Origin of the sequence: Lentzea sp. DG1S-22, from assembly GCF_036321065.1 — a bacterium.
GTDB lineage: Bacteria > Actinomycetota > Actinomycetes > Mycobacteriales > Pseudonocardiaceae > Lentzea > Lentzea jiangxiensis.
Genome location: NZ_CP143276.1, coordinates 1,728,075 through 1,749,714, shown reverse-complemented (window position 1 = coordinate 1,749,714; position 21,640 = coordinate 1,728,075). Strand labels below are relative to the sequence as shown.

Genomic DNA, 21,640 nt, shown 5'->3' with positions numbered 1-21,640 from the left:
TGGCTGCTTTAGTTTTTGGTGGACCGGCTGAACGCTGCCGTCAGAGAGCACTTCATACTGTGCCCATGCGTCGCATCATTGATCTCAGCCATCCCATTCATCACGGGATGACGACGATACGTGGCATGAAAACACCGGGTGTCACGACTTACGTGAGCCGCGAGGAAACCGCTGCCCGTATGGCGCCTGGCGTGTCGTTCGAGATCGGGCAAATCGAGCTGATCGCAAACACCGGAACTTACCTGGACACGCCGTTGCACTACCACCAGGACGGCTACGACACGGCAGGTCTTCCACTGGAACGAGTTGCGGATGTGCCTGTCGTCGTGGTGCAGCCCGGTGATCCGATCCTCCCGGAGATGAAGGGATTCGCGGTGCTGTTCCACACCGGCTGGTCCCGTCATTGGGGTACTGACACCTACCAGGACGGACATCCGTTCCTCACGTCAGATGTTGTCGACGCGTTGATCGCCGTCGAGCCCGCGTTGGTCGGTATCGACTCTCTCAACATCGATGACGCCACTGATCCGAGTCGGCCGGCGCACCAAGGGCTGTTGCGCGCGGGTATTCCCATTGTCGAGCATCTGACGAACCTGGAGCAGGTGCCTGCACGCGGCGCCCGGTTCACGGCTTTGCCGATGCCAGTTGTTGGAATGGGCACCATGCCGGTACGGGCGATTGCCATCGTGAACGAGTGAGCCGTGATCGCGGACCAGGTGAGCGCGGCTTCGGAGTGCGTTCAAGGACCCAAGGCCTGCACGACGCGCGGGCTGGTCAGCCGAGGTCGGACATGTCCAGCACGAACCGGTAGCGCACGTCACCGCGTTCGAGCCGGTCCAAGGCCTCGCTCACGCGGGCGGACGGCAGCACCTCGACGTCGGCGGTGATCCCGTGGGCGGCGCAGAACTCCAGCATCGCGGTGGTGGCGGGGACACCGCCGCTGCCGCCGGAGGTCAGCTTCTTGCGGCCGACGAGCAGGGCCATCGCCTCCACGGTGATGCCGCCGAGGTATCCGACCTGGCTCAGCGTCCCGTCCATCGCCACCAGCGCGAGGTACGGGGCGAGGCCGTGCGCAACGGGGATGGTGTCGATCAGGACGTCGAACCGGTCACGCGACGCCTGCACGCTCTCCGGATCGCTGGAGACGACGACATCGCGCGCACCGAGCCGCACGACGTCCTCCGCGCGATCGGCGGACCGGCTCACGACCGACACCTCGGCACCGAGCGCCACGGCAAACTTCACCGCGAGGTGCCCGAGCCCGCCCAGGCCGGCCACCGCCACGCGCATCCCCGGGCCCACGCCCAGTGCACGCAGCGGCTCCCACACGGTGACTCCCGCGCACATCAGCGGCGCCGCGGCCGCCGGGTCCAGGCCGGAGGGCAGGGGGTAGGCGAACCTGTCGCGGACGACGTACTCACGGGAGAAGCCGCCCAACGTCGTCGTTCCGTCGTGGCGATCTTTGCCGCCGTAGGTGAGCGTGGGGAACTCACGGCAGAAGTTCTCCTGCCCCGCCGCGCACATCGAACACGCCCCGCAGGAGTCGACGATGTTGCCCACGGCGACGGCGTCGCCGACCCGGAACGCGGTCACGTCCGGGCCGACCTCGGTGACGACGCCGGTGAACTCGTGGCCGGGGACGAGCGGGCTTTCGCCGTCGTGGGCCTTGAGGCCGTGCAGGTCGGTGTGGCAGACGCCGCAGAAGTCGACCCGGACCGCGATGTCGTCGGACCGCAGGTCACGCCGCGAGATCGGCTCCTTCTGCAGGGTGCCGTCGTGGGCCTGCCAACCGGTGGTGCTGCGCATGACGCTCCTTCAAACAGACTGTTCGGTCTATTTCGAGGCTAGGCCGCGTCGGCGGAAAAGTAAACCGACTGTTCTGTCGGTAGAGTGCGACCCATGGCTGACCAGCAGCTGACCGCCCGGGGCGAGGCCACCCGGCAGCGCATCATCGACGTCGCGACCCGCGAGTTCGCCGAACACGGCATCGCCGGAGCCCGCATCGAACGGGTCGTCGCGGCAGCCCGCACCAACAAAGCCCAGCTCTACGCCTACTTCGGCAACAAGGACGGCCTCTTCGACGCGATCTTCCTGGGGTCGCTGGAACGGATCGTCAACGTCGTCCCCATCGACGCCACCGATCTCGCCGGCTGGGCCGTGCGCCTCTACGACGAGTACCTCGACCGGCCCGACCTGATCCGGCTGGCGACGTGGAACCGCCTCGAACGCCGCCCGACCGGCCACCTCGTCGCCGACCGCATCGACCAGGAGAAGCTGCGCGCGATCGCCGATGCGCAGGAGGCGGGGCTGGTCCGCGCCGGCGACCCGTTCGACGTGATGGCCGTGGTGATCGCGATGTCGATGGCGTGGTCCCCGGTCAGCAACGTCTACGCCGCCACGGCCGACGAGGACCCCGAGGTCCACGAACGCCGCCGCGACTTCCTGCGCGACACCGTGCGGCGCGCCGTGGCGCCGTAGGAAAGTTTGGAAGACCGCCAAAGAGCATGCTTTCAGGTTGTCCTGCGCGGAATGGGTGGAGCCAAACGGAAATGCGGCTCTACCTTTTCCGCCATGCCTTTGCGGAGATCAACGGTGCGCGGCCGCGAGTTCGGCGACGCGATACGGGCGCTGCTGCGGGCGTCCGACCTGACCAACCGAGCCGCCGCTGATCTGCTCGGCTGGCAGGAAGCCAAAGTCTCGGAACTGGTCAACGGCAAGGAAGGCGTCAGCGACCTCGACCTGGCCAAACTGCTGGGCCTCCTGCGCACGCCACCGGCTGAGTTCGACCACCTGATGGCCCTGCACCACGACACGAACGTCCGCGATTGGCTACAACCCACGAAATCGGGCCTTACGGACCGAGCGCGCACACTGCGGGAACACGAGAAAATCGCAACGGGTGTGACTGGGTGGTCGATGAATGTCGTGCACGGCCTTCTCCAGGCACCTGACTACACCACTCATCTGGTCAACGCATCGAGCCGGTTGTCGAAAGACGAGCGGGCGGTCGTGATCAGCAATCGGATGGCTCGGCAGAGGACGGCGCTCGATGGCGGCCGAATCGTCACGATCTACCTCCACGAACAGGCCCTCCGCCTGCCCGTGGGAGGTCCGGACGTGATGGCGGACCAGTTCCACCACTTGCTGCGGATGTCCGTGCGTCCCTACCTGACGCTGCGCGTGGTTCCCACTGCGGCCGGGCCGCACGACGGGCTCGCGGGCTCCTTCGACATGCTGACCTTCAAGAAGATCCCGCCGATCGTCTACGTCGAGAGCCAGGGAGCGACGGTCTTCCTGGAGGACCAGCCCTCGGTGGGTCTGTACGAGGACGTGCTGAAGTCACTCGGACGGACGGCGTTGGACGAGGCGCAAACGAGAAAGCTGATCACCGACATCATCGGTGAGGAGGCTTGTGGTGACCAGGTGGCGGAAGAGTAGCTACAGCACGCCCGACATGAACTGCGTGGAGGTGGGCCGGGGCGTCGGCCTGCGGGACAGCAAGTCGCCCTCGGTCGAGCTGCCGCTCGCGGCCCACCAGTGGGCGTCGTTCCTGCGACTGGTCAGGACCGTCAACGTGCAACCATGAGTTGCATGTCGCGGCTCCATGGGCTAACTTGATGCGCAACCAAGGGTTGCACTTCGAGTCACGGGAGCACGCATGGAGCACGGGAGCATCGAACGCGAGCTGCGCATCGACGCCAGCCCCGAGGTCGTCTACGAGGTGGTCAGCTCGCCCGAGCACCTGCGCGAGTGGTGGCCCGACGAGGCCGAGTTCGACGCGGTCGTCGGCGGCACGGGCACGATCACGTTCGGTGACCCGGCCTCGCCGGAGGCGAAGGTCGAGCAGCTCACCGTCGTGGAGGCCGACCCGCCCCGCAGGTTCGCGTTCCGCTGGGTCTACGACCGGGGTGAGACGGCGGCGCCGGACAACTCGCTGCTCGTCACGATCGACCTGGAGCCGTCGGGCGGGGGCACGCTGCTCAAGTTCAGGGAGACCGGCTTCCGCGAGCGCGGCTGGGAGGCCGCCGTGCTGGAGCAGGCGTACAACGACCACCTCCAGGGCTGGAACCACTTCCTGCCGCGCCTGGTCGCCCGCGCCACGAGTCTGGTCGCGCGCTCGTGAGCACGGCGATCGACGACGAGCTGTGGTCCGCGGTGGGTGACCCGACCCGTCGCCGGATGCTCGACCTGCTGCTCAGCGACGGTGGAGGCACCGCGACGACGTTGAGCGATCGGCTCCCGGTCACGCGGCAGGCCGTCGCGAAGCACCTCGGCGTGCTGGACCGCGTCGGCCTGGTGCACGCGACCGCTGCCGGGCGCGAACGCCGTTACGAGGTCGACGAGGCGCAGCTCGCGCGGGCGGTGGCGCAGCTGTCCGCGGTCGGGGCGACCTGGGACGCCCGGTTGCAGCGGATCAAGCGCATCGCCGAGCGGATCCAGCGCGAGAAGGAGTCGTCGTGACGACAGGGGTCGAACGGGGCTACACCACGTCGTACGTGGTCGAGCAGTCGACGGACGAGGTCTGCGCGGCCGTCCTGGACGTGCGCGCCTGGTGGACCGGCGAGGTCGAGGGACGCACCGACGAGGTGGGCGCCGAGTTCACCTACCGGCACCCGCCGCAGCACTACAGCCGTCAGCGCGTCACCGAGCTGGAGCCGGGCCGGCGGGTGGTGTGGCTGGTCACCGACAGCCGGCTGTCGTTCGTCGCGGAGCCGGCGGAGTGGACCGGCAGCGAGGTCGTGTTCGACATCGTTCCCGCCGGTGATGGCACCGGGCTGAGGTTCACGCACGTCGGTCTGGTGCCGGACGTCGAGTGCTTCGGCGCGTGTTCGACGGCGTGGCTGCACTACGTCAACGGCAGCCTGCACAGCCTGATCACGACGGGACGGGGCCTGCCCGATCCGTGGTGACACGCCGAGGGGATGTGCGTGCCGTCGATGGCGCGCGCATCCCCTCGCAGCTCAACGGGCGTGCTGTCGAACGCCATACCCTCCGATGGTCGGGAATCGCCTGATTGCCACCCGAACGACCGGATTCGGGTGCATCCTTGTGTGCGGCAAAACCCTCGACCCGAGGACTGATGACCATGACCAGTGCGACCGCGGGCTCCCGCCACAACTGGGAGTCGGACCTGGAGCGTTACCGGATCAGAGCGGTCCAGGTGCTCGACACGCACCTGCCCGCCACCAGCGGCTGCACCGAGTGCGGCGACCCGTGGCCGTGCGCCCGCGCGTGCAGCGCCGAGCTGGTCCTCGAACTCTGACGCCTACGAGCACACCCGCTCGACGAACGCGTTCACGCCGGCCAGCATCCGCTCGACCTGCTCGCCGAGCGTGATCGCCTCCTTGAACCGCGAGCCGGGGCCCGCGCTCTTCTTGCCGCGCAGGTAGAGCGAGCACGCCAGGTCGGCGCACACGTAGGCGCCGACCGAGTTGCCCAGTTGCCCGGACTTCCCGGCCTTGCGCGCGGTCATCAGCGACACCCCGTCCCCGGAGTGCGTGGTCAGGCACCACGCGCACAACGTCTTGCGCGCCCGCCCCGCCTGAGCGGCCCGCCGCAGCGCGATGCCGACGAGCCTGCCGTCCAGCTCGGCCACGAGGTACGAGCGGTCCGGCGCCGCGGGGTCGGTCCAGCCGAGGAAGTCCAGGTCGTCCCACGGCCGGTCACCCAGATCCCTGGGCACGTGCATGCGCTTCGCCTCGCCCTTGGTGGAATTGACGAAGGACGCGCGGATCTCGAGTTCGGTCAGCGGCTTCACGTCCCGGGACGCTAGGCTTGCCTAGAGGTCCTAGGCAAATTATTAAGGACCCTAGGAGCAGTGACGGATGGCACGTGCGGGGCTCACCGCGGACCGCCTGACGCAGGCGGCGGCGGACCTGGCGGACGAGGTCGGCTTCGAGAACGTCACGGTGTCCGCCCTGGCCCGCCACTTCGGCGTGAAGGACGCCTCGCTGTACTCGCACATCCGCAACGCCCACGACCTGCGGGTCCGCCTGGCCGTCCTCGCGCTCGCCGAACTGGCCGACCGCGTCGCCGCGGCGATCGGCGGCCGTTCCGGCAAGGACGCCCTCGTCGCGTTCGCCAGCGCCTACCGCGCCTACGCCCGCGAACACCCCGGCCGCTACACCGCGACCCAGATGGCGCTGGACCCGGACACGGCCGCGACCAGTGCCGCGGGCCGGCACGCCGAGCTGACCCGCGCGCTCCTGCGGGGCTACGACCTGTGGGAACCTGACCAGACCGACGCCGTGCGGCTGCTGCACAGCACCTTCCACGGGTACGTGTCGCTGGAGCGGGCCGGGGCGTTCCACAGCCATCCGCGCGGGGTCGAGGCGTCGTGGACGCGAACCCTCGACGCGCTCGACTCCGTGCTCAGGGCGTGGCCCGCCCCTTGATCAGTGGTGCGCCGCCGCGATCGGCGGCAGCGCCTGATCCGTGTCGGCGACCTGGGTCATCCTCTCGGTCAGCGGGGCGAGCAGCCGTGAGGTCATCACCTTGTTGACCACGCGGGTCAGGCCCAGGCCGAGCCGCGTGCGCGGGTAGGCGAACGGCACCATCCAGCTCGGGAAGTCCTGGACGTCGCCGACCAGGGGCCGCATCCACTTCTCGTAGCCCGCGAGTCCCTCGGTCGTCGAGAGGCAGGCGGCCAGGACGTAGCCGCTGACCAGGGCGAGCGAGGCGCCGCCACCGCCCATCGGGGTCACGCACCACGCGGCGTCGCCGAGGAGCTCGAGGTCGTGGCGACGTTCCTGCAGAGGATGACCGACGCCGCGGACGAGGCGAACCTGCGTCTGAGCCGCTAGAGACGTGGCCTCGTGAGCAGCCGTGACAGCACGATGGCGCTCTCGGTCCGTTGGACGAGAGCGGTCGAACGCACCCGTTGGATCGCCTGTTCCAGGTGCGGGATGTCCTTGGCCAGCATGTAGAGCATCGCGTCGGCCGCGCCGGAGACAGTACACGCGTCGATGACCTCCGGGATGTCGTCGAGCGCCTTGCGCAGCGCGGCCGGGGTCGGGTTGCCCGTGCAGTAGATCTCCACGAACGCCTCGGTGTGCCAGGCCACCGCCTGCGGGTCGACCACCGCGCTGAACCCGCGGATCGCGCCGGTGGCCACGAGGCGGTCGAGTCGTCGCTTGGCGGCGGACGGGGACAGCCCGGCCGCCTTGCCGATCTCGGCGTAGGTGGCGCGGGCGTCGCGCACTACGCACCGGATGATCGCTTCGTCGATGACGTCCATGAGCAAGAGCGTCCGTTCTCGCGCAAAGAAGCGCCAGAGGCCCTCCAAATTTGCAAGAAACCGCTGTTTAAAGCGGGTTTTGCGGATTGTTTGCGCTGCCCGCCCGACCCTAACCTCCGGCTCGTGAGGATCAACGATGTCGAGGCGGCGGCGCTGGCCGTGGTGGACGAGGCGGCGATCGGCCGGCTCCTGCTGGACCTGCTCGAGGTGCCGAGCGTGACGGGCACCGCCGCGGAGTCCGAGTTGCAGCACGTGCTGGCCGGGCACCTGGAGCGGCTGGACCTGGACGTCGACCTGTGGTCGATGGACCTGCCCGCCCTGCGGTCGCACCCGGACTTCCCCGGTGGCGAGGCTGCGCGGACCGAGGCGTGGGGCCTGGTCGCAGGCACCCGGACGCAGGGCGACGGTCCATCGCTGGTCCTGCAGGGACACGTCGACGTCGTGCCGCCCGGTGACCTCGCGCAGTGGAAGGGCGACCCGTTCCGCCCACGGGTGGACGGCGATGTCGTGCACGGCCGGGGCGCGTGCGACATGAAGGCCGGCGTGGTGGCGATCCTCGCCGCGTTGAGCGCGGTCCGAGCAGCGGGCACGAGGCTGAACGGCCAGGTCGCGGCCCATTTCGTCGTCAGCGAGGAGGACGGCGGGCTCGGGGCGTTCGGCACGCTGCGGCGCGGGCACACCGGCGACGCCTGCATCATCGCCGAACCGACCAGCGGCGCGCTCATGGTCGCCAACGCCGGCGCCCTGACGTTCCGCATCGAGGTCGCGGGCCAGGCCACCCACGGCAGCACCCGCTACGCCGGGGTCAGCGCCATCGACGCCTACCTGCCCATCCACCAGGCGCTGTCCCGGCTGGAGACGCGTCGCAACGCCGACACCGACCCGCTGATGTCGGCCTGGGAGATCCCGTACCCGCTGTCGATCGGCACGGTCCGGGCCGGTGACTGGGCCAGCACCGTGCCCGACCTGCTGGTGGTCGAAGGACGGCTGGGCGTGGCACTGGGGGAGGACCCAGCTCGCGCACGGGCCGAGCTCGAAGCGTGCGTGGCCGAGGCCTGCGCCACGGACCCCTGGCTGCGGGCGCACCCGGCCGTCGTGACGTGGCCCGGTGGTCAGTTCGCCAGCGGGCGGCTCCCGGCGGGGCATCCTCTGGCCGCCCTGGTGGGTGAGGCGCACGCCGACGTCACCGGCACCGGACGCCCCTCCGAGCAGGGCGCTCCCTACGGCAGCGATCTGCGGCTGTACGCGGGGGAGGGCATCCCCACCCTCCAGTACGGGCCGGGCGACGTGCGGGTGGCCCACAGTCCCCAGGAGCAGGTTTCCGTCAGCGAGGTCGTCACGGTCACCCGGTCCCTGGTCCTCGCCACCCTCCGCGCGGTCGGCACCCGCTGACACGCACCGTCGACAACGCCCTCCTGCCCTGGTGAGCGGTGTCTTGGTCCTGGCGACGAGGAGCACTGCGCACCTGCCTGCCGCCGGACGGCCGGTGAAGAGGGAGCGGTGGAAGGAGGTGAGATCGATGAGGCTCGGAGTGAGGGATGTTGTCGCGACGGTTCTCGTCGCGCCCATCGCGATTCCGTACATCGGTTACCTGGTCAACGGCGAGATGCCGTTCGTCCGGGACCCGAGGGGGATGGCTGCGGTCGGGCTCGTGCTCGGCGTCGCGGCTTGTTGATGCTGATGATCGAGCTCGCTGACCACGCCGGTGTCTTCCGGGGTGCGGTGTCGCACCGGTAGCCACCACTTGGTGCCGCGCTCCGCAGTTGTGCTGCGGAGCGCGGCACCAACGCGCGATGCACGCAATCCGTCCGGAATACTGGCCGCCGATAACGTTCACTTATCGGCGGCCAGACTTTTCCCGCCCCATTGAGTAGCGTTGCGTTACTTAACGTTATTGAACACGTAATTCTGCTACGATATCGCCGTGGAGACGAGCTGCAACTTCCCCGGCTGTGAACGCCCTGTTTTCCGAGGTGGAGGCCCCGGCAGGCCGTCGGAGTACTGCGACCTGCCCGAGCACACCCGGTGGCGCGCGTGGAGGGAGCGGCAGAGGCTCGCGGAAGCGCCCGAGCAAAACCTGGAGGTCGTCACCGTGACGAATCTCCCCAGGGTCTCCGGTACCGCCAAGATCAGGGCCGAAGAGCTCCTCGACCGGTTCCGGGTGCTGTCCGAGCAGATGACGCAGACACTCGGGAGGGCCGTCGGCGAGCTGAACGCGATGGCGGACCCGAGCGTGGCCGAGAGCATGGTCCAGGCCGCTGAGGCGGAGGCGGCGAGGAAGGTGGCGGAGGCCCAGGCCGAGGTGGCCTCCGCGGAACGGCGCCGGCGTGAGGCCGAGCAGGCGCGCAAGGTGGCCGAGGAGACCACGGAGCAGGCGGTGCGCGCGGCGGAAGAGGCCGATGACGCCGTGGACACCGCGGTGACCGAGCGGGACGAGGCTCTGCAGGCCGCGCGGGCCGCCGGGGAACGGGCCGAGGCGGAGATCGCCGAGGTCAGGGCGCAGGCGGCGGCGCTGATCGAGGAGGTCAGGGCCGAGGCCGAGCAGGCGAAGGCCGACGCGGTGAAGCACGCCGAGCAGGCCCGGCGACAGGCTGCCAAGGAGATCGAACAGGCCCGCTCCGAGGCGCAGGCCGAGGTCGAGCGAGCACGGGCGGAAGCCCGTGCCGAGGTCGAACGGGTGCGAGCCGAGGCCCACGAGAGCACGGAGCGGGCACGCAGTGAGGTCGCTCAGGCGGCCGAAGCCACCGAACGGGCTCGGGCCGAGGCGGCGGAGACCGTGAGCCGGGCCGCGAAGGCGCGCGACCAGGCGGTGGTGCGGGCGGAACGGGCCGAGCAGGCCGCCGCCGACGCACGTGCCGAGTTGGAGCGGTCACGACGGGAGTTCGAGGCGCGGCTGGTGCAGGTCAGGCAGGAAGGCGCCGACCAGGTCGCCGCGGTACGGCAAACGCTCGCGGTCGTCGAGGACGCGCGCGCTCAGACGTTGACGCGTGCCGAGCGCGCGGAACGTCAGCTCGACGAGGCCGCGGAGGAACTGCGGGCGGCTCGGCGGGCGAAGACCTCGTCCTGAACGGCGGCCATCTCGCGCAGCACCGACTTGCGTTCGCGCTGTGTGAGGCGGTCGAGGTAGAGGCGGCCGTGCAGGTGGTCGGTCTCGTGTTGCAGGCAGCGGGCGAAATAGCCTCTGCCCTCGACGACGATCGGGGTGCCGTCCTTGTCGCGGCCTCGCACGACGGCGCGGTCGGGGCGGGCGACCACGCGGTACGGGCCGGGCACCGACAGGCACCCCTCCGGCTCTTCGAGCAGGCGGCGGCGGTCGGCGGGCAGGTCGTCGAGCACCGGGTTGAGGATGTGGCCGGTGTGGTGGACGCCCCACTCGTCGGTCATGTCCCACACGAACAGCTGCAGGTCGACGCCGACCTGGTTCGCGGCGATGGCGGCGCCCTCGGCGACGTGGTTGGTGGCGAACATGTCGTCGATGAGGCGGGAGAGCTCGGGCGTGCCGAACTCGGTGACCTCGCGGCAGCGGCGGTGCAGGACCTCCTCGCCCACGACGGTGATGCGGAGCGGGGTACCTCGGGAAGACATGCTTTGCAAAGTAGCAGTCTTTGCAAAGCAACGGGTAGGGTGGTGATCATGCCCCGTCGCCCGCTGCCCGACCACCCCGTACGCGTCGCCCTGCTCGATCTGCTCGCCGAGCACGGCACGCTCACCTCGACCCAGGCGGCCGCGCGGCTCGGCGAGAGTTCCGGGCTGTGCTCGTTCCACCTGCGGCGGCTCGCCGAGCTGGGGTTGATCGAGGAGGCGCCGCACCGGGGCGGCAAGGCGCGTCCGTGGCAGCTGCGGTGGGAGACCGACGAACCGGCGGCGACCGAGGAGTCGTTCAGCGCGCTCATCCACGTGACGCCCGAGGAGAGGGCGGAGATCGGCGCGTCGATCCAGCGGCTGCTGTTCCGCTACCGCGACCGCGGGACGCGTCCGGAGGGTGCGGTGGCCGTGACGGCCGAGGTCCGCCTGCACGGCGAGAGCCGCGCGAGGGCGAAGTAGGCTGATCGGCGATGGACGAGCTGAAGGGCGACTGCGCCCAGTGCTTCGGGTTGTGCTGCGTCGCGTTGCCGTTCGCGAAGTCGGCCGATTTCGCGGCTTCCAAGGACGCGGGCACGCCGTGCCGCAACCTGCTGGCCGACCACCGCTGCGGCATCCACGACCGGTTGCGGCAGAAGGGCTACCCCGGCTGCACGGTCTACGACTGCTTCGGCGCCGGTCAGAAGGTCTCGCAGACGGTGTTCCGCGGCATCGACTGGCGCACCGGCGAGCGGCAGAGGATGTTCGCGGTGTTCCCCGTGGTCCGGCAGCTGCACGAGCTGCTGTTCTACCTCGCCGAGGCGCGCCGTCTCGACCCGCACGACGACCTCGTCACCGCCTACGCCGAGGTGGAGCGGCACACGGTCGCCTCGCCGGACGACATCCTGGCGCTCGACGTCGCGGAGATCCGGGCCAAGGTCAACGTCCTGCTGCTGCGCACCAGCGAACGGCTGCGGACCAGCGCCAAGTCGTACCGGGGCGCGGACCTGATCGGCGCACGGCTGCGCAACAAGAACCTGAGCAACGCCGACTTCCGCGGTGCGTACCTGATCGGCGCGGACCTCACGGGCTCCGACCTGTCACGGGCGGACATGATCGGCGCGGACCTGCGGGGTGCGGAGTTGTCGGGCGCGGACCTGAGCACGTGCCTGTTCCTGACCCAGCCGCAGGTCAACGCGGCGCGCGGGGACGCGAGGACGAAGCTGCCCGCCTCGTTGACGCGGCCCGCGCACTGGACGGCGCAGCCAGCCAAGCGCCGCTGACCCCTCGTCCCGCGCACCCATCGAGGATGGCGTGCGCGGGTTGCGCGTCGAGAAGCTCGCGGCTGCTGGACCGGCCCTCCGTCCGGCGGTGCCTCACTCGATCTTCGTCCTGTTAGCGAGAAGTCGACCGCGCAGGCCGTCAACGACGCGGGCCTCGTGGTCGGAACGACTCGGAATCCTCCCGGAGGCTCCCGAGTCGTGAAATGAGTGCAGTCGGGCAACGGCCAGATCTTCGCTTTGCCGACCGACGCGATGAGCGCCAGCAGGAACGCCATCAACCGGGGCGGTGTCACAGCCGGTGCCGCGGGGTCGCCAGCGGGAGCCGCGCTTTCCGGTTGGAACTGAGCATGCTGGACCCAGTGCCTGGCTACTCGCACGAACAAGGCATCGGGATCAATGACTCCAATGCGGTTCGCTGGGGCGGCGATGGGGTCGGTCACGCCGTAGGCCCGGACGGGGCCAGTCACGCGGCGCGCTGGGACGGTACCGGGACGCTGACCTGACACGCCCCGAACGCGATCGCCAGGAGGATCAACGACCAGGGTGTCGTCGTCGGCCGGGGCACCACCGGCGCGGGTTCCTTGCAGCCCGTGCACTGGGACCTTCAGTGCGGGATGCACGAACACGGCCGGCTACGTGGGCTGGTCATACGGACCGTTGCGTGCCGTGGGTCCTCGGCTAGACCGACAGGCGCTGCTGGGCGACCGCGCGGGCGAAGCCCTCGACGTTGTCGATCATGATGTTGTGGCCGGCGTTCGGCACGGAGACGATCTGGACGCCGGCGCCCGCGAGTTCGCGTCCCCCGCTGGGGGGCGCGTCCTCGGGGTGCAGGAACACGCGCGGGATGTCCAGTTCCAGCAACAGCTTGCGCATCGTCGGCGAGGTGCCGCGCACGAGGTCGACGGCGCTGCGGTAGAGGGCTTCGCGGCCGGCCATGCGCATGGTGGCGGCCCAGTGCGGGCCGACGTCGCGCAGTACGCGGTCGTAGCCGTGGCTGAGGAATTCGGCCTCGCTGTAGGCGGCGATGCCCCGGCTGCCGGGGGCGCCCAGCGAGGGTGTGGCGGGGTCGACGTGGGGGTCGACGAGCACGAGGGAGCGCACCATCTCGGGGTGGCGTGCGGCCAGCACGATGGCGACGGCGCCGCCCATGCTGTGGCCGATGATCTCGCAGCGGCGCAGCCCGATCTTGGCCAGTGCCACGGCGAGGGCGTCGGCGTGGCCCTCGAGCGAGTAGGCGAAGCCGCTGGGGCGGTCGCTGATGCCGAAGCCGAGCATGTCCATCATGAGGCTGCGGCGGCCGGCGAGCAGGGGGTGCGCGACTGCCTCGGCGTAGTAGGGCGCCGACGACGCGCCCAGGCCGTGCAGGTAGACGCGGGCGGGCGTCGCGCCCGGCACCTCGACCCAGCGGATCCGGACCCCAGGTCTGATCTCGACGGCGCGCATGTTTCTCCCGGCGGTGGTGTGGTGTCCGGGACCCTACCCCGCGGCCACGGGGGCGGAGCCCGCTTTTCGAGAGCCGTTTCTCATCTGGTGCGCGAGATCCCAGAGGTGTCCGGGGTGCCTGGAATCGCGCTGCCGCAGCAACTTCCCCGGGAAGCGGAACATGTCGGGTGACCGGTGTTCCCCGGCCTCCGGGCACGGCCGGTTGATCTTGGTGTGGTGCGGATCATGATGTCCCGCCGGCCCTGTGGGGCCCGGGGCGCTACGAGTCGGTGCCGAGGGCGGCGCACGCGGCTTCGACCGCCGCCGCCTTCAACTCGTCGAACGGCGCGTCGGGGAACTGCATGGTGCAGTCCTGCAGGCCCCCGAACGCCAGCACCGCGCGGGTCTGCTGCCACAGGGGCGCGTCCGGTCCGAACACGATGCGGGTCAGCCGGCCGCGCCAGGCGAGCACGACGTCGATCAGGCCGAGCTCCGCGAGCGTCGTCATCTCGGTGAGCAGCAGCAACATGTCCTTGCGGTGGCGGTGGTGGAAGTCGAAGAAGCCCTCGACGATCTCCCGCGGTGTCACGTCGGAGCGCTGTTCCATGCGCGAGAGGAACTTCTCGCCGTCGTCGAGCAGCGGCGTGACGATGCTGCGCACGAGGTCCTCGCGTGAGGCGAAGTGGTAGTACAGCGCCGGCTTGGTGATGCCGAGGCGGTCGGCGATCTCCTGCAGGCTGGTCTGCTGCACGCCCTGGCGCGCGAACAGCTCCCTCGCGGTCTGCATGATCCGCTGCTTGGTGTCGGACTGTCGTGCCACGACCCGAATCCTACTTAACGGTCGGTAAGTCGCGGTGCTACAGTCGACCCGGGGACTTACCGACCGTTAAGTAAGGGGGTGTGACGTGCGCATACTCGTTTCCGGGGCCAGCGTCGCGGGACCGGTGGTGGCCTACTGGCTCACGCGGTACGGGCACGAGGTGACAGTGGTCGAACGGTCGCCAGTGCTGCGCAAGACCGGCGGGCACGCGGTCGACCTGTTCACGCCCGCGATGGCCATTTCGGAGAAGATGGGCGTGCTGCCGCGCATCGAGGCGCTGGCGACCGGCACCGAACGCATCTCCGTGCTGCGCGAGGGCACGCGCAAGCCGGTCACCGGTGACGTCACGAAGATCTTCGCGGCCGCGGCGGACCGGCACGTCGAGGTCATGCGCGACGACCTGAGCGAGATCTACCACGACGCCACGCGCGCGGACGTGGAGTACGTGTTCGGCGACTCGATCACCTCGATCGGCGCCGAGGGCGAGGTGACGTTCGAGGTGGGCGCGCCGCGGCGCTTCGACCTGGTGATCGGCGCCGACGGGCTGCACTCGAACGTCCGGCGGCTGGTGTTCGGCGAGGTCGCGAAGACGTTCGTGGGCGCCTACCTGGCGGTGCTGTCGGTGCCGCGGGAGGCGGGCAGGCCCGGCGAGATGACCGGCCACATCGGACCGGGCCGCAGTGCCGCGGTGTACGGGGCGCGGCACCTCGACGACGCGCGGGCGGTGTTCCTGTTCCGGTCCGGGGAGCTGTCCTACCACCACCGGGACGTGGCGCGGCAGAAGCAGCTGCTGCGCGAGGCGTTCGCGGGGCTGCACCCGGAGGTGGACGCCTGGATGGGCCACCTCGACGGTGACAGGCCCTTCTACTTCGACTCGATCACCCAGCTGCGGGGCGACACCTGGTCACGCGGACGGGTCGCGCTGGTCGGCGACGCGGCCTACTGCCCCGGTCCGGCGATCGGCGGCAGCACGAGCCTCGCCGTGGTGGGCGCCTACGTGCTGGCGGGCGAGCTGGCCTCGGACACGGACCACGGGGCGGCGTTCGCGCGCTACGAGGACGACATGCGCGACCTCGTGCATGCCAGCCGGACGTTCGCGCTGGGGATGGCCAAGACGCTCATCCCGGCGACCCGCACCGGTGTGTGGGGACTGACGCGCGGGATGCAGGTGTTCACGTCGCTGCCGTCGTGGCTGGCGCGGCCGCTGGCCAAGCTGAGCTCCGGTGGCGTGCGCGTGTACGACTCGGTGCGGGTGCGGGACTACGCGGGTCAGGGCGCCGCGACTGCGGCGCCCTGACCTCAGCCGGTCAGAACTGCAGGCTCCACTTGTCGAGGAACCCGGTGTCCTGGGCGGCGTTGTCGTTCACCCTCAGCTGCCACGTGCCGTTGGCGACCTCGCTGGAGGCGTTGACGGTGTAGGTGGTGTTGATGTTGTCGGTGCCGCCGCCGCTGCGGTTGTGCAGGACGTAGACGGTGCCGTCCGGCGCCACCAGGTCCACCTTCAGGTCGCCCTGGTAGGTGTGCTTGATGTCCACGCCGACCTTGAGGGTCGACGGGGCGTTGCCGGTCACCTCGGCCACCGCGATCAGGGAGTTGACCGTGGTGTTGTCGCGGATCTGGAAGTCCGCGGCGTTCTCGAAGTACTTGCCGGTGGGCGGCGGCGTGGTGCCGCAGTACTGCGCTTCCTTGCCGATGGCCTCGTAGGGGCAGTCGGCGCGTTCGAGCAGCTGCAGCACGGCCTCCTTGTTGCGGGAGGTCTGCGCCGGGATCACCTCGTCGGGCGGGTAGAAGCCGCCACCGCCGGCGCTGCCGGGGTACATCTCGAAGGTGTAGGCGAAGATGCCCTGCGTGCCCCACAGCCAGTCGGGGATGGACCCGTCGGTGATGTAGAGGTCGCTGGACTGCTCGGGCGTGTAGTTGTTGGTCGCGGCCATCTGCTGGCCGATGGTGGCGAACGTGTCGCGCTGGTCCTGGGTCAGGCCCGGTGCGACGTCGTCGTAGGTCCAGCCCCACGGCCACAGGATGAGCTCGCTGTAGGTGTGGAAGTCGATGGACGCGCTGATCTGCTGCTTGCCACCGACGTTGCGGCCGCGCACGAAGTCGGCGACGACCTTCACCTCGGGCGCGGACTCCGCGCTCGGCCCGCGGTAGGTGTCACTGCCGGTGCTGCCGCTGGAACCGCCGCAGCAGCCCCACTTGTAGCCCCAGTTGCGGTTGAGGTCGGTGCCGACGTTGCTGGAGCCGGCGTTGGGCTGCCGGTTCTTGCGCCACGACCGGTAGGTGCCGGTCGCGATGTCGTACTCGCCGCCGTCGGGGTTGACGTCCGGGATGATCCAGATCTCGCGGGTGTCGACGAGGCCCTTGATGCGGGCGTCGCTCGCGTACTGGGTCGTGAACTGGTTGACCAGGTACAGCGCCATCTCGACGGTGAGGTGCTCACGGGCGTGCTGGTGGTGCGTGAACAGCACTTCCGGCTCGTTCTCGTCGACGCCGACGTTGTCGCTGATCTTGAGCGCGACGATGTCCCGGTTCTCGTAGGACTTGCCGATGACCTGCTTGGAGATGATGTTCGGGTAGGCGGCGACGGCGTTGTTGATCACCGCCGTCATCTCGGCGTAGTTGTGGTAGTTCGAGTCCGCGGCGGGGAAGTCGAACGGGCCGACCTCCGAGTTCGCCTCCAGCCGCTTGGGCAGCTCGGTGACCTCGAAGCCCTGGGCCCGCAGGCTCTTGACCTCGCGCTCGGTCGCGGTGATCACGACGATGCCGTGCTCCTCGATCGAGTCGATCGCGGCGCCGGACTTGGCGAGCTTGGTGCGCTGTTCCACGGTGCGCACGTTGCCGACCTGGTAGTTGGTCGACGTTTCCCCGGCACCGGGGGCCGCGCCGGTGGGCACGCCTCCCATGGCGAACACGACGCTCGCTGCGACGGTTACCCCGATCAGGGGTCTGAGATGGGTCTTTCGCATGCAGGGCAACCCTTTCGTACCACGGCAGGGACATGGCTCCCCGATGTTTAGTCCGTGTGAAGCCTCACTGTCATCCCGCCATCCGTATGGGGTTGCCTGGTGCGATGACGCGCTATGACGCCGTGGAGGCCGCCTCGTACCGGGTGGCCCGCGAGATCTCACCGTCCGGGCTGTCGTCGTGGCGTGACGCGGTGGCGCCGTACCTCCTGCCGGGCCGCACGGTGCTGGACCTGGGCGCGGGGACCGGGGTGTTCGTGCGGGCGTTCGCGGCGTGGTTCCCGGACGTGGAGGTGGTCGCGGTGGAGCCGTCGGCGGACATGAGGTCCGCCTCGGGGCTGCCGATGCTCGCCGGGGACGCCTGCGCGGTGCCGCTGCCGGACGCGTCGGTGGACGTGGTGTGGATGTCGACGGTGGTGCACCACGTCCGGGACCTGGCCGCGTGCGGCGCGGAGCTGCGGCGGGTGCTGCGGCCGGGCGGAGTGGTGGTGCTGCGGTCGTTGTTCCGGGAACGGCACGGCGGGATCGGGTTGTTCCGGTTCTTCCCCGAGGCGGTGCGCGCCCTGTCGGGGTTTCCGACGGCGGCGGAGGTCGCGGACGGCCTCGGGTTCGTGGTGGCGCGGCTGGAGGCGGTGCCGCAGGTGACGGCGTCGTCGTTGGCGGACAGGGCTTCGACGCTGCGGCAGCAGGCGGACACGCTGCTGCGGTCGTTGTCCGCGGAGGAGTTCGCGGCGGGCCGGCGACGGCTGCTGGCGGCGGGCGCGGTGGAGTCCGGGCCGGTGGTCGACCACTTGGACCTGCTGGTGCTCGAGACCGCCGGTGCCGTCTGAGACGTTCGGCACCACGCCCGTCTCGGGCGAATCGCCGTCACCCGCGGCTCCGCTCTGCCAGGGTGAGCGGCATGGCCCAGGATGTGAAAGCCGACCTGCACCGCTACCTGAAGGTCGCCCGCGAGTCGTTGCTGTGGAAGCTGGACGGCGTGTCGGAGTACGACGTGCGCCGGCCGCTGACGCCGACCGGCACGAACCTGCTGGGGCTGGTGAAGCACCTGGCGGGTGTGGAGGCGGGCTACTTCGGCGACTGCCTGGGCCGTCCGTTCCCCGAGGAGCTGCCCTACGACGTCGATGCCGACCCGAACTCGGACATGTTCGCCACGGCGGAGGAGTCGCGGGAGGACGTGCTGGGGTTGTTCGCGCGGGCGACGGCGTTCGCGGACACGAGCATCGAGGAGCTGCCCCTGGACGCGCCGGGGGTGGTGCCGTGGTGGCCCGAGGAGCGCAAGTACGTGACGCTGCACCTGCTGCTCGTGCACCAGATCGCCGAGGTGAACCGGCACGCCGGGCACGCGGACATCCTGCGCGAGGGACTCGACGGGATGGCCGGATTGCGGGCCGGGAACTCGAACCTGCCCGAGCAGGACTGGCAGGCGCACCGCGACCGGGTGGAGCGGGAGGCGCGCAAGGCCGCCGGCATGGCGTGACCGGCCGGGAGGCGCTCCGCGGGCGAACGGGGCACCGGAGCCGGTTCACCCCCTGGGAAAGGCGGCTGACAGGGTCCGCGAGGCGATCGATACTGCGGGGCATGGGCAAGGAATACGAGCGGATCGAGCCGCGGCTGTGGGAGTTCATCGAGAACCAGAAGGTGTTCTTCGTGGCGAGCGCTCCGCTGGCGGGTGACGGGCACGTCAACCTCTCGCCCAAGGGCCGGCAGGGCACGTTGCGGATCCTCGACGACCGCACGGTGGCCTACCTGGACTTCGGCGGCAGCCACGCCGAGACGATCGCGCACCTGCGCGAGAACGGGCGCATCACGCTGATGTGGTGCGCGTTCGAGGGGCCGCCGAACATCGTGCGGATCCACGGCCGCGGTGAGCCGGTGTTCCGCGACGACCCGCGCTTCGCCGAGCTCGTCGCGGGCTTCGGCGAGGCGGACGGCCCGGCGTTGCGGGCGGTGGTCGTGGTGCGCGCGGAGCTGATCAGCGACACGTGCGGGTTCGCGGTGCCGTTCATGGACTACAGGTCCGAGCGGGAGCTGCACAAGGACTACTTCGGCCGCAAGAGCGACGACGAGTTCCGCGAGTACACGAACAACAAGCCCTACAACGTCGCGAGCATCGACGGGTTGCCGGGGGTGCCGCTGCCGTTGCCGCCGCGCTGATCGGCTCGCTGACCGCGCCGCGCGGTCAGCTCGACAGGAAGCGGTCCAGCACCCGTGCGCCGAACTCCAGGCCGGCGACGGGGACGCGTTCGTCGACGCCGTGGGCCATGGCGCGGTAGTCGTAGCCGGCGGGCAGCTGCAGCGGTGAGAAGCCGTAGCAGTGGATGCCGAGCCTGCTGAACGCCTTGGCGTCGGTGCCGCCGCCCAGGCAGTACGGCACGACGGTGGCGCCGGGGTCCTCGTCGCGCAGGGCCTCGGCCATGGCGGTGAACCAGGGCGTGTCGATCGGGGCCTCGACCGGCGGCTGGTGCTCGAGGAACTCGCAGGTGACGCCGTCGGGCAGCAGCGCGTCGATGGTGGCGACGAGCTCGTCGACGGTGCCGGGCAGGGTGCGCACGTCGAGGTGGGCGGTGGCGCTGCCGGGGATGACGTTGACCTTGTAGCCGGCCTGCAGCATGGTCGGCGTGGTCGAGCAGCGCACGGTGTTCTCGACGAGTTTCGCGGCCGGGCCGAGGCGGGCGATGGTGCCGTCGACGTCGTCGAGGTCGACCTCGACGCCCAGCGCTTTGCCGGCGCCGACGAGGAACGCCTCGGCCGTCGAGGTCAGGCGCACGGGGTGTTCGTGCGCTGCGATGCGGGCCAGCGCGGTGACCAGGGCGGTGACGGCGTTGGAGTCGTTGCGGCGCGAGCCGTGCCCGGCGCGTCCGGTGGCGGTGAGCTTCATGTGCGAGGTGCCGCGCTCGGCCGTGCCGATCGGGTACAGCCGCACGCCGTCGACGTCGTAGGAGAACGCCCCGGACTCGCTGATGGCCGCCTGCACGCCGGCGAAGTGGGCGGCGTGGTGCTCGACGAGCCAGTGCGCCCCGTAGGCGCCCTGGTCCTCCTCGTCGGCGACGAACGCCAGCACGACGTCGCGGCGCGGCCGGCGCCCCTCGACGTGCCAGCGGTGGATCACCGCGAGCGTCATCGCGGCCATGTCCTTCATGTCCACGGCACCGCGGCCGTGGACGAACCCGTCGCGGATCTCGCCGGCGAACGGGTCGAAGCTCCACTCGGCGGGGTCGGCGGGCACGACGTCGAGGTGCGCCTGCACGAGCACGGCGGGCAGCGAGGGGTCGGTGCCCGGGACGCGGGCCAGCACGTTGGTGCGGCGCGGCGCCGGTTCGAGCAGCGTCGGCGGCACACCGTTGTCGTGCAGGACCGCGGCCACGTGCTCGGCGGCCTCGCGTTCCCCGGCGGCCTCGCCGCCGCCGCGGTTGGTCGTGTCGAACCGGATGAGCTGCGCGCACAGCTGCGCCACGTCCAGCGTCATGGTGGCCACCGTAACCGGCGCGGTCGCGTGGAATCGGCACGGCCCCGCGGGGGGCGGTCAGCCGTAGAGGTCCTCCACGGCCGCGCCCGCGATGTGGGTGACCACCTTGAACGCCTTCATCGCCTCGGTCATCGACGCCGCGTCGAACCCGACCCGCCGCACCCCGGTCAGCTCCACGGTCGGCACGATCGCCGCCGCCTCCGCCAGGTGGGTGGCGTCGAACTCGACCTCGATGCGGTGCGGCGCCACCACGGCGTCGACCCGCCCTGCCGAGGCCATCGCCGCCGAGGCCGCCTGTGTGATCTGTGACGACGACACGGCAGGGGGAAGGCACACGGCCGCGTACCGCGACACGCACTGCTTGACCGCCACGCCGAGAGCGGACGGCGCGTAGGAGGCGGCGTCGGCGCACGTGAGGTCGTCACCGGTCACGAGCAGCACCGGGACGCCGTGCTCGGCGGCGAGGGCGGCGTTGAGGCGGCCTTCGGAGGCCAGGACGCCGTCGAGCCACACGCCGGTGATCGAGTTCTCCAGGTAGGTGTGGGCGAGCACGCCCGGTGAGCCCGCGCCGGTGTGGTAGCCGAGGAACACCACACCGTCCACATCGGAGTCGACGCCCTGCATCATCGACAGCGGTTTGTGCCGGCCGGTGAGCAGCCGCGCCGAGGGGTGGAGGTCCTCGAGCAGCAGGTTGCGCTGCGAGGAGTGGGCCTCGTTGACGAGCACCTGGTCCGCTCCGGCCGCGACGAGGCCGGTGACGCAGGCGTTGACGTCGCCCGTGAACAGGCGCCGGAACCGTTGCCACTGCTCGGTGCCGGGCACGACGTCCCCGGTCCAGGTGACTCCGGTGGCGCCTTCCATGTCCGCCGAGATCATGATCCGCAC

Annotated in this window: 28 protein-coding genes; 18 read left to right on the top strand and 10 right to left on the bottom strand. The window is 70.3% G+C overall.

Annotated features, from left to right (window positions below; genetic code table 11):
* Positions 1 to 65 precede the first annotated feature (65 nt).
* A complete protein-coding gene (locus V1227_RS07690; protein WP_329791799.1) occupies positions 66 to 698 on the top strand; it encodes a cyclase family protein in 633 nt (210 codons plus the stop codon).
* A gap of 76 nt (positions 699 to 774) precedes the next feature.
* Here the strand turns inward: V1227_RS07690 and V1227_RS07685 are convergent, their stop codons facing one another.
* Complete coding sequence (locus V1227_RS07685; RefSeq protein ID WP_329791798.1) at positions 775 to 1,806, bottom strand: NAD(P)-dependent alcohol dehydrogenase; 1,032 nt, start codon at positions 1,804 to 1,806, stop codon at positions 775 to 777.
* Between the two features lie 93 nt (positions 1,807 to 1,899).
* Between V1227_RS07685 and V1227_RS07680 the strand changes: the two genes are divergently transcribed.
* The 7 genes from V1227_RS07680 to V1227_RS07650 all read left to right on the top strand — a co-directional run bounded on the left by V1227_RS07680 (position 1,900) and on the right by V1227_RS07650 (position 5,263).
* Positions 1,900 to 2,478, top strand: coding sequence for a TetR/AcrR family transcriptional regulator (locus V1227_RS07680; protein WP_329791797.1), 579 nt, complete (start codon positions 1,900 to 1,902; stop codon positions 2,476 to 2,478).
* A gap of 114 nt (positions 2,479 to 2,592) precedes the next feature.
* Complete coding sequence (locus V1227_RS07675) at positions 2,593 to 3,438, top strand: Scr1 family TA system antitoxin-like transcriptional regulator (RefSeq protein WP_329791796.1); 846 nt, start codon at positions 2,593 to 2,595, stop codon at positions 3,436 to 3,438.
* A gap of 16 nt (positions 3,439 to 3,454) precedes the next feature.
* Entirely contained in the window at positions 3,455 to 3,586 is a 132-nt protein-coding gene (locus V1227_RS07670; RefSeq protein WP_329791795.1) for a DUF397 domain-containing protein, read from the top strand.
* Between the two features lie 72 nt (positions 3,587 to 3,658).
* Positions 3,659 to 4,123, top strand: coding sequence for an SRPBCC domain-containing protein (locus tag V1227_RS07665; protein ID WP_329791794.1), 465 nt, complete (start codon positions 3,659 to 3,661; stop codon positions 4,121 to 4,123).
* Positions 4,120 to 4,461 (top strand): ArsR/SmtB family transcription factor, encoded by a 342-nt coding sequence (locus V1227_RS07660; RefSeq protein ID WP_236224373.1) that lies wholly within the window; start codon positions 4,120 to 4,122, stop codon positions 4,459 to 4,461. The genes V1227_RS07665 and V1227_RS07660 overlap by 4 nt, the downstream gene beginning before the upstream one ends.
* Positions 4,458 to 4,910, top strand: a complete 453-nt coding sequence (locus V1227_RS07655; protein ID WP_329791793.1) for an SRPBCC family protein — start codon at positions 4,458 to 4,460, stop codon at positions 4,908 to 4,910. The genes V1227_RS07660 and V1227_RS07655 overlap by 4 nt, the downstream gene beginning before the upstream one ends.
* A gap of 176 nt (positions 4,911 to 5,086) precedes the next feature.
* On the top strand, positions 5,087 to 5,263 hold the full coding sequence (locus V1227_RS07650; RefSeq protein WP_329791792.1) for a hypothetical protein: 177 nt from the start codon (positions 5,087 to 5,089) through the stop codon (positions 5,261 to 5,263).
* A gap of 3 nt (positions 5,264 to 5,266) precedes the next feature.
* Here the strand turns inward: V1227_RS07650 and V1227_RS07645 are convergent, their stop codons facing one another.
* Complete coding sequence (locus V1227_RS07645) at positions 5,267 to 5,758, bottom strand: FBP domain-containing protein (protein ID WP_236224376.1); 492 nt, start codon at positions 5,756 to 5,758, stop codon at positions 5,267 to 5,269.
* Between the two features lie 67 nt (positions 5,759 to 5,825).
* Here V1227_RS07645 and V1227_RS07640 point away from each other — a divergent pair, with 67 nt between their 5' ends.
* Positions 5,826 to 6,395 carry a TetR/AcrR family transcriptional regulator gene (locus V1227_RS07640; RefSeq protein WP_329791791.1) on the top strand — a complete coding sequence of 190 codons (570 nt, stop codon included), beginning with the start codon at positions 5,826 to 5,828 and terminating at the stop codon, positions 6,393 to 6,395.
* Here the strand turns inward: V1227_RS07640 and V1227_RS07635 are convergent, their stop codons facing one another.
* A complete protein-coding gene (locus tag V1227_RS07635; RefSeq protein ID WP_329791790.1) occupies positions 6,396 to 6,704 on the bottom strand; it encodes a hypothetical protein in 309 nt (102 codons plus the stop codon).
* 95 nt (positions 6,705 to 6,799) lie between these two features.
* Positions 6,800 to 7,237 (bottom strand): Lrp/AsnC family transcriptional regulator, encoded by a 438-nt coding sequence (locus tag V1227_RS07630; RefSeq protein WP_329791789.1) that lies wholly within the window; start codon positions 7,235 to 7,237, stop codon positions 6,800 to 6,802.
* Between the two features lie 123 nt (positions 7,238 to 7,360).
* Here V1227_RS07630 and V1227_RS07625 point away from each other — a divergent pair, with 123 nt between their 5' ends.
* The 3 genes from V1227_RS07625 (at position 7,361) to V1227_RS07615 (ending at position 10,304) form a co-directional block, all read left to right on the top strand.
* A complete protein-coding gene (locus V1227_RS07625) occupies positions 7,361 to 8,629 on the top strand; it encodes an ArgE/DapE family deacylase (protein ID WP_329791787.1) in 1,269 nt (422 codons plus the stop codon).
* A 31-nt stretch (positions 8,630 to 8,660) separates the two neighbouring features.
* Positions 8,661 to 8,912 carry a hypothetical protein gene (locus V1227_RS07620; protein WP_329791786.1) on the top strand — a complete coding sequence of 84 codons (252 nt, stop codon included), beginning with the start codon at positions 8,661 to 8,663 and terminating at the stop codon, positions 8,910 to 8,912.
* 249 nt (positions 8,913 to 9,161) lie between these two features.
* A complete protein-coding gene (locus V1227_RS07615; protein WP_329791785.1) occupies positions 9,162 to 10,304 on the top strand; it encodes a hypothetical protein in 1,143 nt (380 codons plus the stop codon).
* Here the strand turns inward: V1227_RS07615 and def are convergent.
* The gene (gene def, locus V1227_RS07610) at positions 10,244 to 10,822 is read right to left on the bottom strand and encodes a peptide deformylase (protein ID WP_329791783.1); all 579 of its coding nucleotides are present in this window, start codon (positions 10,820 to 10,822) and stop codon (positions 10,244 to 10,246) included. The two genes, V1227_RS07615 and def, sit on opposite strands and share 61 nt — an antisense overlap.
* A gap of 48 nt (positions 10,823 to 10,870) precedes the next feature.
* Here def and V1227_RS07605 point away from each other — a divergent pair, with 48 nt between their 5' ends.
* Both V1227_RS07605 and V1227_RS07600 read left to right on the top strand, forming a co-directional pair.
* A complete protein-coding gene (locus V1227_RS07605; protein WP_090101161.1) occupies positions 10,871 to 11,281 on the top strand; it encodes a winged helix-turn-helix domain-containing protein in 411 nt (136 codons plus the stop codon).
* 11 nt (positions 11,282 to 11,292) lie between these two features.
* Entirely contained in the window at positions 11,293 to 12,081 is a 789-nt protein-coding gene (locus V1227_RS07600; protein WP_329791782.1) for a pentapeptide repeat-containing protein, read from the top strand.
* Positions 12,082 to 12,759: 678 nt separating this feature from the next.
* On the opposite strand, the gene V1227_RS07595 is transcribed toward V1227_RS07600, so the two are convergent.
* Together V1227_RS07595 and V1227_RS07590 are read right to left on the bottom strand one after the other, a co-directional pair.
* Positions 12,760 to 13,524 (bottom strand): alpha/beta fold hydrolase, encoded by a 765-nt coding sequence (locus V1227_RS07595; protein ID WP_329791781.1) that lies wholly within the window; start codon positions 13,522 to 13,524, stop codon positions 12,760 to 12,762.
* 259 nt (positions 13,525 to 13,783) lie between these two features.
* A complete protein-coding gene (locus tag V1227_RS07590; protein WP_329791780.1) occupies positions 13,784 to 14,323 on the bottom strand; it encodes a TetR/AcrR family transcriptional regulator in 540 nt (179 codons plus the stop codon).
* 85 nt (positions 14,324 to 14,408) lie between these two features.
* Between V1227_RS07590 and V1227_RS07585 the strand changes: the two genes are divergently transcribed.
* Positions 14,409 to 15,620: an FAD-dependent monooxygenase gene (locus tag V1227_RS07585; protein ID WP_329791779.1), complete on the top strand. Its 1,212-nt coding sequence runs from the start codon at positions 14,409 to 14,411 to the stop codon at positions 15,618 to 15,620.
* A 10-nt stretch (positions 15,621 to 15,630) separates the two neighbouring features.
* Here V1227_RS07585 and V1227_RS07580 read toward each other — a convergent pair whose 3' ends face one another.
* Positions 15,631 to 17,226: a M14 family metallopeptidase gene (locus V1227_RS07580; protein ID WP_329793976.1), complete on the bottom strand. Its 1,596-nt coding sequence runs from the start codon at positions 17,224 to 17,226 to the stop codon at positions 15,631 to 15,633.
* Positions 17,227 to 17,393: 167 nt separating this feature from the next.
* Here V1227_RS07580 and V1227_RS07575 point away from each other — a divergent pair, with 167 nt between their 5' ends.
* The 3 genes from V1227_RS07575 to V1227_RS07565 all read left to right on the top strand — a co-directional run bounded on the left by V1227_RS07575 (position 17,394) and on the right by V1227_RS07565 (position 19,443).
* Entirely contained in the window at positions 17,394 to 18,116 is a 723-nt protein-coding gene (locus tag V1227_RS07575; protein ID WP_329791777.1) for a class I SAM-dependent methyltransferase, read from the top strand.
* 71 nt (positions 18,117 to 18,187) lie between these two features.
* Positions 18,188 to 18,766 (top strand): DinB family protein, encoded by a 579-nt coding sequence (locus tag V1227_RS07570; RefSeq protein WP_329791776.1) that lies wholly within the window; start codon positions 18,188 to 18,190, stop codon positions 18,764 to 18,766.
* Between the two features lie 101 nt (positions 18,767 to 18,867).
* Positions 18,868 to 19,443, top strand: a complete 576-nt coding sequence (locus V1227_RS07565) for a pyridoxamine 5'-phosphate oxidase family protein (RefSeq protein ID WP_329791775.1) — start codon at positions 18,868 to 18,870, stop codon at positions 19,441 to 19,443.
* 25 nt (positions 19,444 to 19,468) lie between these two features.
* Here the strand turns inward: V1227_RS07565 and V1227_RS07560 are convergent, their stop codons facing one another.
* Positions 19,469 to 20,755, bottom strand: coding sequence for a M20/M25/M40 family metallo-hydrolase (locus V1227_RS07560; RefSeq protein ID WP_329791774.1), 1,287 nt, complete (start codon positions 20,753 to 20,755; stop codon positions 19,469 to 19,471).
* 57 nt (positions 20,756 to 20,812) lie between these two features.
* Entirely contained in the window at positions 20,813 to 21,640 is an 828-nt protein-coding gene (locus V1227_RS07555) for a M55 family metallopeptidase (protein WP_090100893.1), read from the bottom strand.

Excerpts from the sequence above, each read along its gene's own strand:
- V1227_RS07690 (WP_329791799.1), top strand. The coding sequence starts at position 66 with ATGCGTCGCATCATTGATCTCAGCCATCCCATTCATCACGGGATGACG.
- V1227_RS07685 (WP_329791798.1), bottom strand. The coding sequence starts at position 1,806 with ATGCGCAGCACCACCGGTTGGCAGGCCCACGACGGCACCCTGCAGAAG.
- V1227_RS07680 (WP_329791797.1), top strand. The coding sequence starts at position 1,900 with ATGGCTGACCAGCAGCTGACCGCCCGGGGCGAGGCCACCCGGCAGCGC.
- V1227_RS07670 (WP_329791795.1), top strand. The coding sequence starts at position 3,455 with ATGAACTGCGTGGAGGTGGGCCGGGGCGTCGGCCTGCGGGACAGCAAG.
- V1227_RS07665 (WP_329791794.1), top strand. The coding sequence starts at position 3,659 with ATGGAGCACGGGAGCATCGAACGCGAGCTGCGCATCGACGCCAGCCCC.
- V1227_RS07650 (WP_329791792.1), top strand. The coding sequence starts at position 5,087 with ATGACCAGTGCGACCGCGGGCTCCCGCCACAACTGGGAGTCGGACCTG.
- V1227_RS07640 (WP_329791791.1), top strand. The coding sequence starts at position 5,826 with ATGGCACGTGCGGGGCTCACCGCGGACCGCCTGACGCAGGCGGCGGCG.
- V1227_RS07630 (WP_329791789.1), bottom strand. The coding sequence starts at position 7,237 with ATGGACGTCATCGACGAAGCGATCATCCGGTGCGTAGTGCGCGACGCC.
- def (WP_329791783.1), bottom strand. The coding sequence starts at position 10,822 with ATGTCTTCCCGAGGTACCCCGCTCCGCATCACCGTCGTGGGCGAGGAG.
- V1227_RS07605 (WP_090101161.1), top strand. The coding sequence starts at position 10,871 with ATGCCCCGTCGCCCGCTGCCCGACCACCCCGTACGCGTCGCCCTGCTC.
- V1227_RS07600 (WP_329791782.1), top strand. The coding sequence starts at position 11,293 with ATGGACGAGCTGAAGGGCGACTGCGCCCAGTGCTTCGGGTTGTGCTGC.
- V1227_RS07595 (WP_329791781.1), bottom strand. The coding sequence starts at position 13,524 with ATGCGCGCCGTCGAGATCAGACCTGGGGTCCGGATCCGCTGGGTCGAG.
- V1227_RS07580 (WP_329793976.1), bottom strand. The coding sequence starts at position 17,226 with ATGGGAGGCGTGCCCACCGGCGCGGCCCCCGGTGCCGGGGAAACGTCG.
- V1227_RS07575 (WP_329791777.1), top strand. The coding sequence starts at position 17,394 with ATGACGCGCTATGACGCCGTGGAGGCCGCCTCGTACCGGGTGGCCCGC.
- V1227_RS07570 (WP_329791776.1), top strand. The coding sequence starts at position 18,188 with ATGGCCCAGGATGTGAAAGCCGACCTGCACCGCTACCTGAAGGTCGCC.
- V1227_RS07565 (WP_329791775.1), top strand. The coding sequence starts at position 18,868 with ATGGGCAAGGAATACGAGCGGATCGAGCCGCGGCTGTGGGAGTTCATC.
- V1227_RS07560 (WP_329791774.1), bottom strand. The coding sequence starts at position 20,755 with ATGACGCTGGACGTGGCGCAGCTGTGCGCGCAGCTCATCCGGTTCGAC.